The organism is Janibacter sp. CFPM2_SD2 (assembly GCF_057364645.1).
Genome location: NZ_JBNFOF010000052.1, coordinates 1 through 16,113, shown reverse-complemented (window position 1 = coordinate 16,113; position 16,113 = coordinate 1). Strand labels below are relative to the sequence as shown.

The 16,113-nt window shown below is 70.9% G+C and carries 14 protein-coding genes and 3 pseudogenes; 11 read left to right on the top strand and 6 right to left on the bottom strand.

The annotated features are described in order from the left end of the window. Positions 1–158: 158 nt before the first annotated feature. Positions 159–1,798 (bottom strand): annotated as a pseudogene (locus tag AC2W7J_RS07170) (acyl-CoA carboxylase subunit beta). Positions 1,799–1,822: 24 nt separating this feature from the next. Here AC2W7J_RS07170 and AC2W7J_RS07165 point away from each other — a divergent pair. From AC2W7J_RS07165 to AC2W7J_RS07150, 4 genes and pseudogenes are all read left to right on the top strand, one after another. After that, positions 1,823–2,611, top strand: coding sequence for a biotin--[acetyl-CoA-carboxylase] ligase (locus AC2W7J_RS07165; RefSeq protein ID WP_421007491.1), 789 nt, complete (start codon positions 1,823–1,825; stop codon positions 2,609–2,611). Between the two features lie 41 nt (positions 2,612–2,652). Continuing rightward, positions 2,653–3,801 (top strand): adenylate/guanylate cyclase domain-containing protein, encoded by a 1,149-nt coding sequence (locus AC2W7J_RS07160; protein ID WP_485981905.1) that lies wholly within the window; start codon positions 2,653–2,655, stop codon positions 3,799–3,801. A gap of 24 nt (positions 3,802–3,825) precedes the next feature. Next, positions 3,826–4,493: pseudogene (locus AC2W7J_RS07155) on the top strand (response regulator transcription factor). Continuing rightward, positions 4,490–5,494 carry a sensor histidine kinase gene (locus tag AC2W7J_RS07150; protein WP_485981904.1) on the top strand — a complete coding sequence of 335 codons (1,005 nt, stop codon included), beginning with the start codon at positions 4,490–4,492 and terminating at the stop codon, positions 5,492–5,494. Before AC2W7J_RS07155 ends, AC2W7J_RS07150 begins: the two are co-directional and overlap by 4 nt. A gap of 92 nt (positions 5,495–5,586) precedes the next feature. Here AC2W7J_RS07150 and AC2W7J_RS07145 read toward each other — a convergent pair whose 3' ends face one another. Continuing rightward, positions 5,587–6,120 carry a GtrA family protein gene (locus AC2W7J_RS07145; protein WP_485981903.1) on the bottom strand — a complete coding sequence of 178 codons (534 nt, stop codon included), beginning with the start codon at positions 6,118–6,120 and terminating at the stop codon, positions 5,587–5,589. 54 nt (positions 6,121–6,174) lie between these two features. Here AC2W7J_RS07145 and AC2W7J_RS07140 point away from each other — a divergent pair, with 54 nt between their 5' ends. Beyond that, positions 6,175–7,347, top strand: coding sequence for a 5-(carboxyamino)imidazole ribonucleotide synthase (locus AC2W7J_RS07140; RefSeq protein ID WP_485981902.1), 1,173 nt, complete (start codon positions 6,175–6,177; stop codon positions 7,345–7,347). Further along, positions 7,344–7,904: a 5-(carboxyamino)imidazole ribonucleotide mutase gene (gene purE / locus AC2W7J_RS07135; RefSeq protein ID WP_485981901.1), complete on the top strand. Its 561-nt coding sequence runs from the start codon at positions 7,344–7,346 to the stop codon at positions 7,902–7,904. Before AC2W7J_RS07140 ends, purE begins: the two co-directional genes overlap by 4 nt. Before the next feature lie 19 nt (positions 7,905–7,923). Here the strand turns inward: purE and AC2W7J_RS07130 are convergent, their stop codons facing one another. After that, positions 7,924–8,376, bottom strand: a complete 453-nt coding sequence (locus AC2W7J_RS07130) for a CoA-binding protein (protein WP_427801251.1) — start codon at positions 8,374–8,376, stop codon at positions 7,924–7,926. 129 nt (positions 8,377–8,505) lie between these two features. On the opposite strand from AC2W7J_RS07130, the gene AC2W7J_RS07125 reads away from it, so the two are divergent. Both AC2W7J_RS07125 and AC2W7J_RS07120 read left to right on the top strand, forming a co-directional pair. Continuing rightward, complete coding sequence (locus tag AC2W7J_RS07125) at positions 8,506–9,681, top strand: nucleotide sugar dehydrogenase (protein ID WP_255184044.1); 1,176 nt, start codon at positions 8,506–8,508, stop codon at positions 9,679–9,681. A gap of 255 nt (positions 9,682–9,936) precedes the next feature. Continuing rightward, on the top strand, positions 9,937–11,115 hold the full coding sequence (locus tag AC2W7J_RS07120) for an acyl-CoA dehydrogenase family protein (protein WP_255184043.1): 1,179 nt from the start codon (positions 9,937–9,939) through the stop codon (positions 11,113–11,115). A gap of 108 nt (positions 11,116–11,223) precedes the next feature. Here AC2W7J_RS07120 and AC2W7J_RS07115 read toward each other — a convergent pair whose 3' ends face one another. Then, a complete protein-coding gene (locus tag AC2W7J_RS07115; RefSeq protein ID WP_485981900.1) occupies positions 11,224–11,610 on the bottom strand; it encodes a 3-hydroxyacyl-CoA dehydrogenase family protein in 387 nt (128 codons plus the stop codon). Then, positions 11,607–12,083 (bottom strand): 3-hydroxyacyl-CoA dehydrogenase NAD-binding domain-containing protein, encoded by a 477-nt coding sequence (locus tag AC2W7J_RS07110; RefSeq protein WP_485981899.1) that lies wholly within the window; start codon positions 12,081–12,083, stop codon positions 11,607–11,609. Before AC2W7J_RS07110 ends, AC2W7J_RS07115 begins: the two co-directional genes overlap by 4 nt. A gap of 89 nt (positions 12,084–12,172) precedes the next feature. On the opposite strand from AC2W7J_RS07110, the gene AC2W7J_RS07105 reads away from it, so the two are divergent. From AC2W7J_RS07105 to AC2W7J_RS07095, 3 genes and pseudogenes are all read left to right on the top strand, one after another. Next, on the top strand, positions 12,173–12,913 hold the full coding sequence (locus AC2W7J_RS07105; RefSeq protein ID WP_255184041.1) for a (Fe-S)-binding protein: 741 nt from the start codon (positions 12,173–12,175) through the stop codon (positions 12,911–12,913). Next, positions 12,910–14,381: pseudogene (locus AC2W7J_RS07100) on the top strand (lactate utilization protein B). The gene AC2W7J_RS07105 and the pseudogene AC2W7J_RS07100 overlap by 4 nt, the downstream one beginning before the upstream one ends. After that, positions 14,378–15,004: a LutC/YkgG family protein gene (locus tag AC2W7J_RS07095; RefSeq protein WP_255184039.1), complete on the top strand. Its 627-nt coding sequence runs from the start codon at positions 14,378–14,380 to the stop codon at positions 15,002–15,004. Before AC2W7J_RS07100 ends, AC2W7J_RS07095 begins: the two are co-directional and overlap by 4 nt. A 50-nt stretch (positions 15,005–15,054) precedes the next feature. Here the strand turns inward: AC2W7J_RS07095 and AC2W7J_RS07090 are convergent. Continuing rightward, on the bottom strand, positions 15,055–16,113 hold a 1,059-nt coding region (locus AC2W7J_RS07090), incomplete at its 5' end, for an LCP family protein (protein ID WP_485981898.1).

The window sequence follows — 16,113 nt, the reverse complement described above, 5'->3', positions numbered from 1 at the left end:
CCGGGCCTCCTCCTCGCCGCCACCCAGCCCGGACAGGACCGCGACGAGCGCCGCGACCTGCTCCGGCGAGGCGTCGCCGAGGACCTCGATGCCGGCGGCCGCGGGCGCCGCAGCCTCGGGCTGCTCGCCCTGCTCGGACGACTGCTCCTGCGAAGCCATCACAGCGGAATGTTCCCGTGCTTCTTGGGCGGCAGGGTCTCCCGCTTGGTGCGCAGGGCCCGCAGCGCCTTCGAGACGTTCATCCGCGTGTTGCTCGGCGTGATGACGGTGTCGATGTAGCCACGCTCGGCGGCGACGTAGGGGTTGGCGAGGGCGTCCTCGTAGGCGGTGATGAACTCCTGCCGGGCCGCCTCGACGTCGCGCCCCTCGGACTCGGCCGCGGCAATCTGCTTGCGGTAGAGGATGTTGACCGCGCCCTGCGCGCCCATGACGGCGATCTGGGCGGTCGGCCACGCGAGGTTGATGTCGGCGCCGAGGTGCTTGGAGCCCATGACGTCGTAGGCGCCGCCGTAGGCCTTGCGGGTGATGACCGTGACGAGCGGGACGGTCGCCTCGGCGTAGGCGTAGATGAGCTTCGCGCCGCGGCGGATGATGCCGTTCCACTCCTGGTCGGTGCCGGGGAGGAATCCGGGAACGTCGACGAAGGTGAGGACCGGGACGTTGAAGGCGTCGCAGGTACGCACGAAGCGGGCGGCCTTCTCCGAGGCGTCGATGTCGAGGGTGCCGGCGAACTGCATCGGGTTGTTGGCGACGATGCCGACCGACTGGCCCTCGACGCGGGCGAAGCCGCAGATGATGTTGGGCGCGAAGAGCGGGTGCACCTCGAGGAACTCGCCGTCGTCGACGACGGTCTCGATGACGGCCTTCATGTCGTAGGGCATGTTCGCCGAGTCGGGGATGATCGTGTCGAGCGCCAGGTCGGTGTCGTTGACCGCGAGGTCGAGCTCGCCGCCGAAGACGGGCGCCGTCTCGAGGTTGTTGCTCGGCAGGTACGACAGGAGCGCCTTGACGTAGTCGATGGCGTCCTCCTCGTCGGTGCCCATGTAGTGCGCGACACCGGACTTGGTGTTGTGCGAGCGGGCGCCACCGAGGTCCTCGAACTCCACGTCCTCACCGGTGACGGTCTTGATGACGTCGGGGCCGGTGATGAACATGTGCGAGGTCTGGTCGACCATGACGGTGAAGTCGGTGACGGCGGGGGAGTAGACGGCGCCGCCGGCGCAGGGGCCCATGATGAGCGAGATCTGCGGGATGACGCCCGACGCGTGCACGTTGCGCTTGAAGATCTCGCCGTAGAGACCGAGGGAGACGACACCCTCCTGGATGCGCGCGCGCCGGAGTCGTTGAGCCCGACGACGGGGCAGCCGATCTTCATCGCGAAGTCCATGACCTTGGTGATCTTCTCGCCGAAGACCTCACCGAGGGACCCGCCGAAGACCGTGAAGTCCTGCGCGAAGACCGCGACCTGACGACCGTCGACCGTGCCGTAGCCGGTGACGACGCCGTCGCCGTAGGGGCGGTTGGCCTCCTGGCCGAAGGCGGTCGAGCGGTGGCGCGCGTACTTGTCCATCTCGACGAAGCTGTCCTCGTCGAGGAGGAGCGCGATCCGCTCTCGGGCGGTCTTCTTGCCGCGGGCGTGCTGCTTCTCGATGGCACGCTCGGATCCGGCATGCGCGACCTCGGCCACCCGACGCTTCAGGTCGGCGAGCTTGCCGGCCGTCGTGTGGATGTCGATGCCGTCGGGGACGTCGGTGCCACCGATCGCCTGAGCGTCAGTGGTCTCGGTGCTCTGGGACATGACGCGCAGCCTAGCCTTGCGCGCATGCTCCCTCCGATCGACGTCCAGCGTCTGACCACGGCGTTACCCACCTCACAGGGGTGGGGTGCGGTCGTGCACCGCGAGGTCACCGGATCGACCAATGCCGACGTCCTCGAGCGCGCGGTGCCGTGGTCCCCGGTGCTCGCCGACCTGCAGACGGCCGGCCGCGGACGTCTCGGTCGCGCCTGGCAGGAGGTCCCCGGCGCGGGGCTGGCGATGTCGGTGCTCGTCCCGACCGTCCCTGCACCCGGCTGGCTGCCCCTGGCCGCCGGGCTCGCCGTGCGTTCCGCGCTGACCGAGGTCGGCGTGGCCGCCGAGCTCAAGTGGCCCAACGACGTCCTCGTGCCCGCCGACGGTGACCGCAAGGTCTGCGGCGTCCTGTGCCAGATGCTCCCGTCCGGCACCGGCGTGGTCGTCGGCATCGGGATCAACGTGCACCACGAGCGCGACCAGCTGCCCGTGGCGACGGCGACCTCCCTTCGCCTCGTCGGTGCGCAGGTCGACCGCACCGACCTCGCCGCCTCCGTCCTCCGCGGGCTCCGCGGGCTGCATGCCGACCTCGCGGCAGGCGACGAGCGGGCGAAGGGGGTCCACCTCGCCTATCGCGAGGCCTGCGGCACCATCGGTCGCCTCGTCGACGTCCACCGGCCCGACGGCTCCGTGGTCACCGCGACGGCCACCGGTGTCGACGACGACGGGAGGCTGGTCGTCAGCGCCGACGGGCGCTCGGATACGGTGGCGGCAGGTGACGTGCAGCACATCCGCCCCGCGGGCACGTCGCCTCGTCCGTGACCGGGGGCCGGTCACGCGTCCCCCGGAGCGTGGAGGTGGCAGTGTCGAGCGATCCCACTGACGACCCCACCGCCGCGGCCGAGGCTCTCGCCGACGGTCACGACCCCGGGCACGACCCGGCGCTCGAGGCCTTCGAGCGGGCGATGCTCGGTCGGCCCGCGAGCATGGGGCGACGTGAGGTCTCCCGCGAGGCGGGCGTCTCGATCCGCTCGGCTCGCAAGTTCTGGCACGCCATGGGGTTCCCGGTCGTCCAGGAGGGCGACACGATGTTCACCGAGGCCGACCTCGAGGCGCTCACGCGGGTGGCGACGATGGTCCGCGAGGACGACATCCCCGAGGAGTTCGCGCTCGCGATGACCCGGGCGATCGCACGCACGATGGACCGGCTCGCCGCCTGGCAGGGGCAGCTGGTCAGCGAGGAGATCGCCCGCCAGCGGCAGGGTGACGGCGAGTCGACCGGTGACGACTCCGGCCAGGCCCCGTCGGGGGCCGAGGACGACGCGACCCCGCTCGGTGCGGCCGCCGCGTCGACCCGCGATGCCGAGGCCGCCGCCACCTGGCTCGCCGACCTGTCCGACCAGCTCGAGCCGCTCGTCGTCTACGTGTGGCGCCGCCAGCTCACGGCGACGATCCAGCGCCTGCTGACCGTCGAGGAGGACGGCAGCCGTGCCTCGGTCATCGGCTTCGCCGACCTGGTCAACTTCACGTCCGTCGTGCGTCGACTCACCGAGCGCGACCTCGCCCGCATGGTCCAGCGCTTCGAGGACCTGTGCACCGACGTCGTCACCGCCCACGGTGGCCGCGTCGTCAAGACCGTGGGCGACGAGGTGCTCTTCCAGACCTTCGAGGTCGCGCCCGCCGCGGCCATCTCGCTCGACCTCGTCGAGGCGATGAGCGAGGACGACCTGCTCCCGTCGGCGCGCGTTGGCATGGCCCACGGGCCGGTCGTGCGGCGTCTGGGCGACGTCTTCGGAACGACGGTCAACCGCGCCAGCCGGCTCACCGCGGTCGCGCCGCCCGGTGGTGTCTTCGTCGACGACGCGCTGGCCCGCCTGCTGGAGCCGCTCAGCGGATTTTCGACCCTGCCGACCCGCCCGCGCTCGCTGCGTGGCATCGGCGAGGTCGCCCCGAGCCGGCTCGTGCGGGTCACCGGTGTGCGCGGCCCTGCGCATGTCACCGCGCACGTCTGAGCTGCAGTTCCTATGATCCGACCCATGACACGAGTGCTGCTGGCCGAGGACGACGCTGCCATCTCCGACCCCTTGGCCCGGGCCTCGTCCGCGAGGGATACGAGGTGACGGTCCACGAGGACGGGCGCGATGCGCTCGATGCGGCGATCGGCACCCCGCCCGACCTGCTCGTCCTCGACCTCGGGTTGCCCACGCTCGACGGCCTCGAGGTGTGTCGTCGGATGCGCGCCACCGGCTCCGACGTGCCGGTGCTCATCCTCACCGCGCGCGCCGACGAGGTCGACACCGTCGTGGGTCTCGACGCCGGCGCCGACGACTACGTCACCAAGCCCTTCCGCCTCGCCGAGCTCATGGCGCGGGTGCGTGCGCTGCTGCGCCGTCGCTCCGACGACACCGTCGAGCCGACCGGTCCGCTGCGCATCGACGTCGACAGCCGACGCGTGTGGTTCCACGGCGAGGAGCTGGCCCTGACGGCCAAGGAGTTCGCGGTCCTCAGCGTCCTCGTCCGCGAGGCCGGCCGGGTCGTCACCCGTGAGCAGCTCATGGGCGAGGTCTGGGAGACCGAGTGGTACGGCTCGACGAAGGCGCTCGACATGCACATCTCTGTCCTGCGCCGGAAGCTCGGTGACGACGTCGCCGACCCGCGCCACATCGCGACGGTGCGTGGCGTCGGCTTCCGCTTCGACTCGTGACCTTCGCGGGTCAGGCCCGCCGGCTCCTCCTCGCGGCGGTCATCGGGGTCGCTGTCGTCACGGCTCTCGTGCTCGGGAGCGTGGCGCTGGTCTCCGGTGACGGGGGCGAGCACGTCCTCGGTCTCGACCTCGTCGGCTGGACGGTCGTCGCCCCCTTCGTCGGGGTCGTCACCGTCGGTGGCGGCGCCTTCCTCGTCCTGCGGATCCTCGAGCGGCGCCGGGCGGACGGCATGGCCTTCATCGAGCGCCAGGTGGCGGCGATCCGCGACGGTGACGGAGCGCTGCCGCGCTCGGTCGTCGGGCTGCGCGACATCGACCAGGTCACCGGCGACCTCGCCCGGCTCGCCGGCGAGCTGGCGCGGCAGCGGGCCCTCGACCGCGACTTCGCCGCCGACGCCTCGCACCAGCTGCGCACGCCGCTGACGGCACTGCTCATGCGGCTGGAGGAGATCGGCCAGACCGACGACCTCGCCGCGATCCGCGACGAGGCGGCTGTTGCCGTCACCCAGGTCGAGCGCCTCACCGGCGTCGTCGACACGATGCGCACGAGGTCGAAGGGGGAGGAGGCCCAGCTGCCCGAGATCTCCCTCGACTCCGTTCTCGCCGGCCTGCAGCGCGAGTACCAGCCGGCCTTCACCGCCGCTCGTCGCGCCATGCGCGTCGACGGTCCGCCCGGGCTCGCCGTGCGCGCCTCGCCGGTCGACCTGTCGCAGATCCTGCAGACCCTGATCGAAAATGCGCTGGCCCACGGCGCCGGTCGGGTCGAGATCGAGATCCGCAGCTCGGGGACCTCGGTGGTCATCGAGGTGAGCGACGAGGGAGAGGGGATCCCTGCGGCGATCGCGCCGCACATCTTCGAGCGCTCGGTGACCTCGCACGGCTCGGGCCTCGGGCTCGGCCTCGCGCGCCAGCTCGCCGAGCGCAACGGCGGTCGTCTCGAGCTCGTCCAGGCCCAGCCGGCGGTCTTCTGCGTCTTCCTCTCCGGCCCCGGCAGCCGCTGACAGGCCCGAAGCCGCAAGACTCCGCAAAACCCTAGGGTCTTGCGAAGTTGGGCCCGGTGAACTCTGCAAAACCCTAGGGTCTTGCAGAGTTGTCAGGTGGGGGAGTCGTCGCTCTCGAGGGGTGAGGTGTCGACGTCCATCGGTTCGTTGGCGAAGACGAAGCGCCGGTAGGTCCAGAAGCGGAAGAGCGTGCCCAGGCCGATGCCGATGACCGTCGCGATGTTGTCCGCGAGCCGGGTCTCGAAGCCCAGGACGTAGTGCGAGATGACGAGGCAGGCCGTCGAGATGACCAGGGCCAGGCCGTTGACGACGAAGAAGAGCGTCACCTCGTGGTGGACCGGGCGGGAGCGCCGGTGCGCGAAGGTCCAGCTGCGGTTGCCGAACCAGGCGAAGAGGGTCGCCGCGACGCCGCTGAGGATGCGGGCGGTCGTCGGCTTGCCCTCGAGGACGGTGTGGGTCAGCAGGTTCATCCCACCGAGGTCGATGACGAAGGAGATCGCGCCGACGAGCCCGAACTTCGCGACCTCGTGCCAGATCGTGTCGACGAGGCGCCCGAGGCCGCCGCGGCGGCGTGCCGGGGCCATGTCGTCCGCGGTGTCGGGGGCCGCCTGGGTCGAGTCGGGCATCTCGTGCAGCGTAATCCGCGACCGTGACATTCGGCGGCACCGTATCCTCGGCACGTGTCGATTCCCCCACGTGCCCCCGGAGGTTTCCCCGTCGTCGGTGTGATCGGTGGTGGTCAGCTCGCGCGGATGTGCGCCGGCCCCGCGGCCGAGCTCGGCGTGACGCTGGCGGTCCTCGCCGAGGCGAGCGATGCGTCGGCGGCGCTCGTCACCCCCTTCGCCCCGGTCGGGGACCACACCGACGTCGAGACGGTCCGCGACTTCGCCCGCCACTGCGACGTGGTCACCTTCGACCACGAGCACGTGCCCGCGCCGGTGCTGCAGGCCCTCGTCGCCGACGGCGTCGCCGTCCACCCGACCCCCGAGGCCCTCGTGCACGCGCAGGACAAGCTCGTCATGCGGCGGGCCCTCACCGACGCCGGCGTCCCCTGCCCGCGGTGGGCCCCGGCGGAGAGCGAAGGGGAGGTCCTCGCCTTCGCGGAGGAGGTCGGCTGGCCGGTCGTCGTCAAGACCCCCCGCGGCGGCTACGACGGCAAGGGCGTGCTCGTCGCCGACGGCATCGACGACGTGCGCGACTGGCTCGCCGCCGCGGCCGAGCGCGGCGAGCAGCTGCTGCTCGAGGAGGCCGTCCCCTTCGTCCGTGAGCTGGCGGTGCTCCTCGCCCGCAGCCCCTCCGGCCAGGCCGCCGCCTGGCCCGTCTCGAAGACCGTGCAGACCGACGGGATCTGCACCGAGGTCATCGCCCCGGCGCCGGACCTGCCGGCCGATGCCGCCGAGGCGGCCACCCTCGTCGGGCTCGACATCGCCGCGGCCCTGGGCGTCACCGGGGTCATGGCCGTCGAGCTCTTCGAGCTCGCCGACGGCTCGGTCGTCGTCAACGAGCTCGCGATGCGTCCGCACAACTCCGGCCACTGGAGCATGGACGGGGCGGTGACCGGGCAGTTCGAGCAGCACCTGCGGGCCGTGCTCGACCTTCCGCTCGGCTCGCCGCGTGCCCGCGAGCCGTGGACCGTCATGGGCAATGTCCTCGGCGGCGAGCCCACCGACCTCTACCCGACCTACCGGCACCTCATGGCCCGCGACCCGGAGCTCAAGGTGCACCTCTACGGCAAGGCCGTGCGCCCCGGCCGCAAGATCGGCCACGTCAACGTCAGCGGCACCGACCTGGCGGACCTGCGCGAGCGGGCCCGTCACGCGGCGGACTACATCCAGGGAGTGATCACCGAATGACCAGTGACAGCAGCAGCCCGCGCGTCGGCCTCGTCATGGGCAGCGACAGCGACTGGCCGACGATGGAGGCGGCCGCCGAGGTGCTCGAGGACTTCGGCATCGCCTTCGAGGCCGATGTCGTCTCCGCGCACCGCATGCCCACCGAGATGGTCGAGTACGGGCAGCAGGCCGAAGGGAGGGGCCTGCGGGTGATCATCGCCGGCGCCGGCGGCGCCGCGCACCTGCCCGGCATGCTCGCGTCGGTGACGCCCCTGCCGGTCGTCGGCGTGCCCGTGCCCCTGAAGCACCTCGACGGCATGGACTCGCTGCTGTCGATCGTGCAGATGCCGGCCGGCATCCCCGTGGCGACGATGGCCGTCGGCGGGGCCCGCAACGCGGGCCTGATGGCCGTGCGCATCCTCGCGGCCGGCGACGGCGAGGAGGCGCAGCGCCTGCGGGAGGCCCTGGCGAACTTCGCCGCGGACCTGTCCGCCCAGGCCCATGCGAAGGGGGAGCGCCTGCGTCAGCGGGTCGCCGCCGGTCGTGCGCCGGCGCCGGAGACCCCCGAGCGGGCCTGACCCCCTTCGCTCGGGTCGGTCAGCGCGCGGCGCCCTCGTTGCGCAGCTGGCGCCACTCGATCTTGGGGCAGGTGTTCATGACGACCTGCAGGCCGGCCTCCTTGGCGCGGTCGGCCGCGGCCGGGTCCTCGACGCCGAGCTGCATCCAGATGGCGTCGATCTGGAGGCGGTCCTTGTTGGCGATCGCCTCGTCGACGAGGGCGCCGACCTCGCCGCTGTTGACGAAGAGGTCGATGACCTTGACGTCGCCGTCGGGGATGTCGGAGATCGAGGCATATCCCTGGTCGCCGTCGACCGTCTCGGCCGAGTGGTGCACGGGGATGATCGCCTTGTGCATCTCGTACTTCAGCCAGCGGGCCACGCGGTAGGCATCGCGGTCGGTGTTGCTGCTCAGGCCCACGACCACCCAGGTGCCCGGGTCCGCGATGAGGCGCCGCATGATCTCCGTGTCGTTCTTGTGCGTCAGGCTCATGTGACCCATCCAACGCCCCCGCGCCGGGGGAATCAACGGCCCACGCCACGCCGGGACGCGGAATGTCATGCCGGTCGGACATAATGCGCCCGGGAGTACACCCCAGACCCGAGCGCAGTGAGGAATCACGTGACTACCAAGATCGCCGTCGTCGGGACCGGTTATGTCGGCCTGTCCATGGCCGTCCTGCTGGCCCAGCACAACGAGGTGGTCGGTTTCGACATCGACGCACGCCGCGTCGAGATGCTCAATGCCGGCACCAGCCCGATCCAGGACGAGAAGATCATCGACTTCCTCGCCCACCGTGAGCTCGACCTGACCTTCACCCTCGACAAGGAGCAGGCCTACGCGGGCGCCGACTTCGTCGTCATCGCGACGCCGACGGACTACGACCCCGACACCAACTACTTCAACACCAGCTCGGTCGAGGGCGTCGTGCGCGACGTCATGGAGATCAACCCCGACGCCGTCATGGTCGTCAAGTCCACGATCCCCGTCGGCTTCACCGCCGGTCTGCGGGAGAAGCTCGGGACCGACAACCTGATCTTCAGCCCCGAGTTCCTGCGCGAGGGCAAGGCCCTGGAGGACAACCTCCACCCCAGCCGCATCGTCGTCGGCGAGGTGAGCGACCGCGCGCAGCGCTTCGCCGACCTGCTCGTCGAGGGCGCCGAGGACACCGACACCCCGGTGCTGCTCACCGACTCCACCGAGGCCGAGGCGATCAAGCTCTTCGCCAACACCTACCTCGCGATGCGCGTCGCCTACTTCAACGAGCTCGACACCTTCGCCGCGACGCACGGGCTCAACACCCGCCAGATCATCGACGGCGTCGGCCACGACCCGCGCATCGGCACGCACTACAACAACCCGTCCTTCGGCTACGGCGGCTACTGCCTGCCCAAGGACACCAAGCAGCTGCTGGCCAACTACCAGGACGTCCCGCAGAACCTCATGCAGGCGGTCGTCGACTCCAACCGCACCCGCAAGGACTTCGTCGCCGAGGACATCCTGCGTCGCCAGCCCAAGGTCGTCGGCGTCCACCGCCTGATCATGAAGTCCGGCTCGGACAACTTCCGCGCCTCCTCGATCCAGGGGATCATGAAGCGCCTCAAGGGCAAGGGCGTGCAGGTCGTCATCTTCGAGCCCGCCCTGCAGGAGGACGAGTTCTTCGGGTCGAAGGTCTACCGCGACCTCGAGGACTTCAAGTCCGTCTCCGACGTCATCATCGCCAACCGCCGCACCGCGGACCTCGAGGACGTCGCCGACAAGGTCTACACCCGCGACCTCTTCGGCACCGACAGCTGAGCCGTTTCGCCGTCCCCCCTTCGCTCCGGTTGCTCCGGTCGAAGGGGGACGGCTGCGCCCGCCGAAGTCCTGCGTTGCGTACATGCCTCACGGTGGTGTGACCGACTTCGGCTTGATGTGCGCAGCCATCCCCCTTCGACCTGCGCCTGATCATGACTGGCGTCGGCGTGTTGTGGGTAGGCGACAGACGTCGTCGTGGGTCTTGTCGTTGAACACCTGTGCAAGGCCGTTGGGGCGGCCGGTAGCATCACGGCCGTGAGCGCGAATCCCGACTTCGACATGTTCCGTACCTCCGAGGACCACGAGGCGATCCGTGAGGCCGTCAGGGCCGTCGCGGAGGCGAAGATCAAGCCCTTCGCCGCCGAGGTCGACGAGGAGTCCCGCTTCCCGAAGGAGGCCAACGAGGCCCTCATCGCGAGCGACTTCCACGCCGCCCACGTGGCGGAGGAGCACGGCGGCGTCGGTGCCGACGCCCTCGCCGTGTGCATCATCATCGAGGAGGTCGCCCGCGTCTGTGCGTCGTCCTCGCTCATCCCCGCGGTCAACAAGCTCGGCTCGATGCCGGTGATCCTCGGCGGGTCCGAGGAGATCAACGCCCGCTACATGCCGCGCCTGGCGAAGGGGGAGGGCTTCAGCTACGGCCTCTCCGAGCGTGAGGCCGGCTCCGACACCGCGGGCATGAAGTGCAAGGCCACCAAGGACGGCGACGACTGGATCCTCAACGGCCAGAAGGCCTGGATCACCAATGCCGGCGAGTCCGAGCTCTACACGGTCCTCGCGGTCACCGACCCCGACGGCCCGCGCGGCAACAACATCTCGGCCTTCGTCGTCGAGAAGTCCGACGAGGGCTTCGGCTTCTCGGAGAAGGAGCGCAAGCTCGGCATCAAGGGCAGCCCGACGCGTGAGCTGCACTTCGACAACTGCCGCATCCCCGGCGACCGCATCGTCGGCGCCGAGGGCGAGGGCCTGAAGATCGCCCTGCGCACCCTCGACCACACCCGCGTGACGATCGGCGCCCAGGCCGTCGGCATCGCCCAGGGCGCGCTCGACGAGGCGCTGGCCTACGTCAAGGAGCGCCAGCAGTTCGGCAAGCACATCGCCGACTTCCAGGGCATCCAGTTCATGCTCGCCGACATGGCGATGGAGCTCGAGGCCGCCCGCCAGATGGTCTACGTCGCGGCGGCGAAGTCCGAGCGCCACGACGCCGACCTGTCCTTCTTCGGTGCCGCGGCGAAGTGCTTCGCCTCGGACGTCGCCATGAAGGTCACGACCGACGCCGTCCAGCTGCTCGGCGGGGCGGGCTACACCCGCGACTTCCCGCTCGAGCGGATGATGCGCGACGCCAAGATCACCCAGATCTACGAGGGCACCAACCAGGTCCAGCGGGTCGTCATGGCGCGGCAGCTGCTCAAGGGTCTGCCCACCGCGCGCTGACTACGCGCCCCCGCGCGGGCGAGATCCCCGGCGCCGCCCGGCGCACGACGAAGGGCCCGAGTCCATCCGGACTCGGGCCCTTCGTCGGTCTGACGGTGTGGGCGGGGCTCAGCCTTCGTAGGTGTAGAAGCCGCGACCGGCCTTGCGGCCGAGGAGGTTGGCGTCGACCATGCGCTGCAGGAGAGGCGGGGGAGCGTAGAGCGGCTCCTTGAACTCCTCGTAGAGCGACTGGGCGACGGCCATCGTCGTGTCGAGACCGATGAGGTCGGCGAGGGCGAGCGGGCCCTGCGGGTGCGCGGCCCCGAGCACGAAGCCCTGGTCGATGTCCTCGGCGGTGGCGAAGCCCGACTCGTACATGCGGATCGCGCTGAGGATGAAGGGGATGAGCAGGCTGTTGACGACGAAGCCGGCGCGGTCCTGGCAGGTGATGGCGTGCTTGCCGAGGTCACCGTCGACGTAGGCGCGGGCCCGCTCGACCGTCTCGTCGGCCGTCATGAGCGAGGGCACGAGCTGACGAGCTTGAGGACCGGCACGGGGTTGAAGAAGTGGACGCCGAGCACGTTGGCCGGGCGCTTGGTGACCGTCGCGAGCTTCATGATCGGGATCGAGCTGGTGTTGGACGCGAGGATCGCCTCGGGCGAGGAGACGATCTCGTCGAGCTGCTTGAAGAGCTCGACCTTGGCCGCCTCGTCCTCGAGGATCGCCTCGACGACCATCTCGCGGTCGGCGAGCTCGGTGAGCTCGGTGACGACCCGGATCCGGCCCAGCACCTCGTCGACCGACTCGATGCGGCCGCGCTCCTGCGCGCGTCGCAGCGACTTCTCGAGGCGGCCGCGCCCGGCGTCCGCCCGCTCCTGGTCCGACTCGACGACGACGACGTCGGAGCCGGCTCGGGCGCACACCTCGGCGATGCCGGCACCCATGAGGCCGCACCCGACCACCCCGATCTTCTGCAGCGTGTTGTCCATGCGCTCACGGTATCCGGTGTGTGACACCCCTCACCCACCGGGATCCGGGCATAGCCTGCAGGGGAGGTCACCACCGTCGAGGAGGTCAGATGAGAGTCGCCCTCATGGCCACGTGCATCGGGGACACGATGTTCCCGGACGTCGCGAAGGCCACCGTCCGACTGCTGGAAAGGTTGGGAGTGGAGGTCGACGTGCCACCGGGGCAGACCTGCTGCGGCCAGCCGATGATCAACACCGGCTACTTCGACGAGGCCGAGCCCGTCGTGCGCTCCTACGCGAGCACCTTCGCCGACTACGACGCCGTCGTCCTCCCTTCGGGCTCCTGCGCCGGAAGCGTCCGCCACCAGCACGAGATCATCGCGCGGCGCTCCGGCGACGCGGAGCTCGTCGCCGCGGTGGAGCGCCACGGACCTCGTGCCCACGAGCTGTCGGAGTTCCTCGTCGACGTCCTCGGGGTCACCGACGTCGGAGCGTCCTTCCCGCACTCGGTCGCCTACCACCCGACCTGCCACTCGCTGCGGATGCTCGGGGTCGGGGACCGGCCACGACGGCTCCTCGAGGCGGTCCGTGGCCTCGAGCTGCGCGAGCTGCCGCAGGAGCGGGAGTGCTGCGGCTTCGGCGGCACCTTCGCCGTGAAGAATGCCGACGTCTCCGCCGCCATGGGGCAGGACAAGGCGGCCCACGCCATCGAGTCCGGCGCCGAGGTGCTCGTCGCCGGGGACTCCTCCTGCCTCATGCAGATCGGCGGGATCCTCTCCCGCCAGGGGTCGCCAGTGCGCACGATGCACCTCGCCGAGGTGCTCGCCGCGACCGAGGAGGTGCCCGCATGAGCGCCACCTTCCTCGGGATGCCGCCCTTCCCGGAGGCGGCCGTCGACGCGCTGGCCGACGACCAGCTGCGGCGCAACCTGCACAAGGCCACCCACACCATCCGTGACAAGCGCGCCGACGTCATCGGCGAGCTCGACGACTGGGAGGGCCTGCGCACGCGGGCCGCGAGCCTCAAGGACCGCGCCCTGCACGACCTCGACACCCAGCTCGTGCGGCTCGAGGAGCGGCTCACCGAGCGCGGGGTGACCGTGCACTGGGCCCGCGACGCAGAGGAGGCCTGCCGGATCGTCGGCGACATCGCCGAGGGCCACGGCGTCGACGAGGTCGTCAAGGTCAAGTCGATGGCCACCCAGGAGATCCAGCTCAACGAGGCCCTCGAGGCCCGCGGGATCTCGGCCTGGGAGACCGACCTCGCCGAGCTCATCGTCCAGCTCGGGCACGACCTGCCGAGCCACATCCTCGTGCCCGCGATCCACCGCAACCGCACCGAGATCCGCGACATCTTCACCCGCGAGATGGGGCAGGTCGGCCGGCCCGCCCCCGACGACCTCACCGACGACCCGGCCGCGCTCGCCGAGGCCAGCCGGCTGCACCTGCGGGAGAAGTTCCTGCGGGCCAAGGTCGCCGTCTCCGGCGCCAACTTCGCTGTCGCGGAGACGGGCTCGCTCGTCGTCGTCGAGTCCGAGGGCAACGGCCGGATGTGCCTCACGCTGCCCGAGGTCCTCGTCAGCGTCGTGGGGATCGAAAAGGTCGTGCCCACCTGGGACGACCTCGACGTCTTCCTCCAGCTGCTGCCGCGCTCGAGCACGGGTGAGCGGATGAGCCCCTACACCTCGACCTGGTCGGGGGTCACCGAGGGCGATGGCCCGCAGGAGTGTCACGTCGTGCTGCTCGACAACGGCCGCACCCGGGCGCTCGCCGACGAGGTCGGCCGGCAGGCCCTGCGCTGCATCCGCTGCTCGGCCTGCCTCAACATCTGCCCCGTCTACGAGCGCACCGGCGGCCACGCCTACGGCTCCGTCTACCCGGGGCCGATCGGCGCGATCCTCAACCCGCTGCTCAAGGGGGTCGGCGAGAGCGACCAGGTGGACTCCCTCCCCTTCGCCTCCAGCCTGTGCGGCGCGTGCTACGAGGTCTGCCCGGTGAAGATCGACATCCCGAGCGTCCTCGTCGACCTGCGCGCGCAGGTGTCGATGCCCACCGGGAGGATCGGATCCCGGGTCCCGAGGCGGCCGCGATGAAGGCCACCGCCTGGGCCTTCTCCGATGCTCGCCGGCTCTCGCTCGGGCAGCGCGCGAGCGGGCTCGCCGGCCGGGTGCTCGACCGGGTCAGCCGACGCGACAACGCCTCCGGCAGACCGATGCTCGGCTGGCTGCCCTCGGTGGGGCACAAGTGGACGCAGTCACGGGACATGCCGGTCCCGCCCCGGCAGTCCTTCCGGCAGTGGTGGAAGGGGAGGTCGCGATGAGCAGCGCACGTGAGGAGATCCTGGCCGCGGTGCGTGACGCGGTCCGCGGGGCCGAGCAGGTCGAGGCCCCCGAGCCGCAGCCGACCCTGCCGCCGCCCGACCCGGGGCAGATGCTCGACCGCTTCGCCGAGCTGGTCAGCGACTACCGGGCGACCGTCGTGCGCTGCCGCTCCCACGACGTGCCCGTGCAGGTGCTCACCGCGTTGCGCGGCGCCGAGCGGGTCCTCGTCCCCGACGGGGTCCCCGACGCCGTCCGTGAGGCGGTCGTCGGCCGGCTGGGCGAGGACGCGGTGTCGACGGGAGATGTCGACGACCACGACGTCGAGGGCTTCGACAGCGTCGTCACGACGTGCGCCGCCGGCATCGCCGCGACCGGCACCGTCGTGCTCGACCACGGCGAGGGCCAGGGGCGTCGGGCGCTCACCCTGCTGCCCGACCGGCACGTCGTCATCGTGCGCGCCAGCCAGGTCGTCCCCGACGTGCCCCACGCCGTGCGGCGCCTGGACCCCCTTCGCCCGCAGACGTGGATCAGCGGGCCCAGCGCCACCAGCGACATCGAGCTCAGTCGGGTCGAGGGTGTGCACGGGCCGCGCACCCTCGTCGTCCTTCTCGTCGGCGACTGAGGTCTCCCTTCGAGACGGCCGCGGGCGGCCTCCTCAGGGAGCGGGTGGGCTCAGCTGTCGTCGGGCTCGACGGTGATCGACCGGTCGTTCTTCAGGTCGTCGAAGAGCTTCGGCGCCTGCTCCTCGTCCCACTGCACCGCCGAGCCGACGGGCGTGGGCAGGTTGTTGTTGGAGATCGGCACGGTCACCGAGTTGCCGTCGCCCTTGGCGATGCTGCGGAAGGCCCAGAAGGCACGCGCCGTGCCGAACATCGAGTCGTCCTCGCCGACGGTGAGGGCGCCGGCGCTGTCCTTGCCGAGGGAGTGGATCTTCCACGGCTGCAGCACCGTCGAGGGCGTGGCGATCTTGCCCATGAGGGCACCGAGGAACTGCCGCTGCCGCTTCGCCCGCCCGAGGTCACCCTCGGGGTCGGAGTAGCGGGCGCGCACATAGCCCAGGGCGGTCTTGCCGTCCATGTCCTGGCAGCCCTTCTTGAGGTTGATGTGCGCCTTGGGGTCGTCCATGTCGTTCTTGACGCAGATGTTGACCCCGTCGACCGCGTCGACGACCTGCGCGAAGCCCCCGAAGCCGATCTCCATGTAGCCGTCCATCTTCAGCCCGGTGTTGTGCTCGATGGTCTGGCTGAGCAGCTTGGGCCCGCCGATGCTGAAGGCGGCGTTGATCTTGTTCATGCCGTTGCCCGGGATCTCGACGTAGGAGTCGCGGGGGATCGACAGCAGCGTCGACTTCCCGCCGCCGGTGTGCAGCACGAGGATCGAGTCGGTGCGGGCTCCGCCGGTGTCGGAGCCGGTGCCGAGCTCGCGACGCTCCTCGTCGGTGAGGCCGGCGCGGGAGTCGCTGCCGACGAGCAGGACATTGCGCCCCTCGCTGTCGGGGTGCGGCCCGGGCGGGGTGGCGTCGACCTTCGCGACGTTGGACCAGGCGCTGTTGACCGCCCAGACCATCGCGCCGCCCCACACGAGGGCGAGGACGAGGACGCAGATCCCCAAGGTGCGCAGCGGGCGGCGCCGTCGGCCGGGTCCGCCGGTGTCCGCGGGGCGGGGCTGCCGGGCGGCGGGGACCTCCGGGTGCCTTCGGGGCCGGCGGGACCACCGCTGGCCGGACGACGG

Bases quoted from the DNA above. Each gene is read 5' to 3' on its own strand.
- purE (WP_485981901.1), top strand. From the start codon at position 7,344: ATGACCAGTGACAGCAGCAGCCCGCGCGTCGGCCTCGTCATGGGCAGC.
- AC2W7J_RS07115 (WP_485981900.1), bottom strand. From the start codon at position 11,610: ATGACGGCCGACGAGACGGTCGAGCGGGCCCGCGCCTACGTCGACGGT.
- AC2W7J_RS07145 (WP_485981903.1), bottom strand. From the start codon at position 6,120: ATGCCCGACTCGACCCAGGCGGCCCCCGACACCGCGGACGACATGGCC.
- AC2W7J_RS07105 (WP_255184041.1), top strand. From the start codon at position 12,173: ATGAGAGTCGCCCTCATGGCCACGTGCATCGGGGACACGATGTTCCCG.
- AC2W7J_RS07110 (WP_485981899.1), bottom strand. From the start codon at position 12,083: ATGGACAACACGCTGCAGAAGATCGGGGTGGTCGGGTGCGGCCTCATG.
- AC2W7J_RS07130 (WP_427801251.1), bottom strand. From the start codon at position 8,376: ATGAGCCTGACGCACAAGAACGACACGGAGATCATGCGGCGCCTCATC.
- AC2W7J_RS07095 (WP_255184039.1), top strand. From the start codon at position 14,378: ATGAGCAGCGCACGTGAGGAGATCCTGGCCGCGGTGCGTGACGCGGTC.
- AC2W7J_RS07165 (WP_421007491.1), top strand. From the start codon at position 1,823: ATGCTCCCTCCGATCGACGTCCAGCGTCTGACCACGGCGTTACCCACC.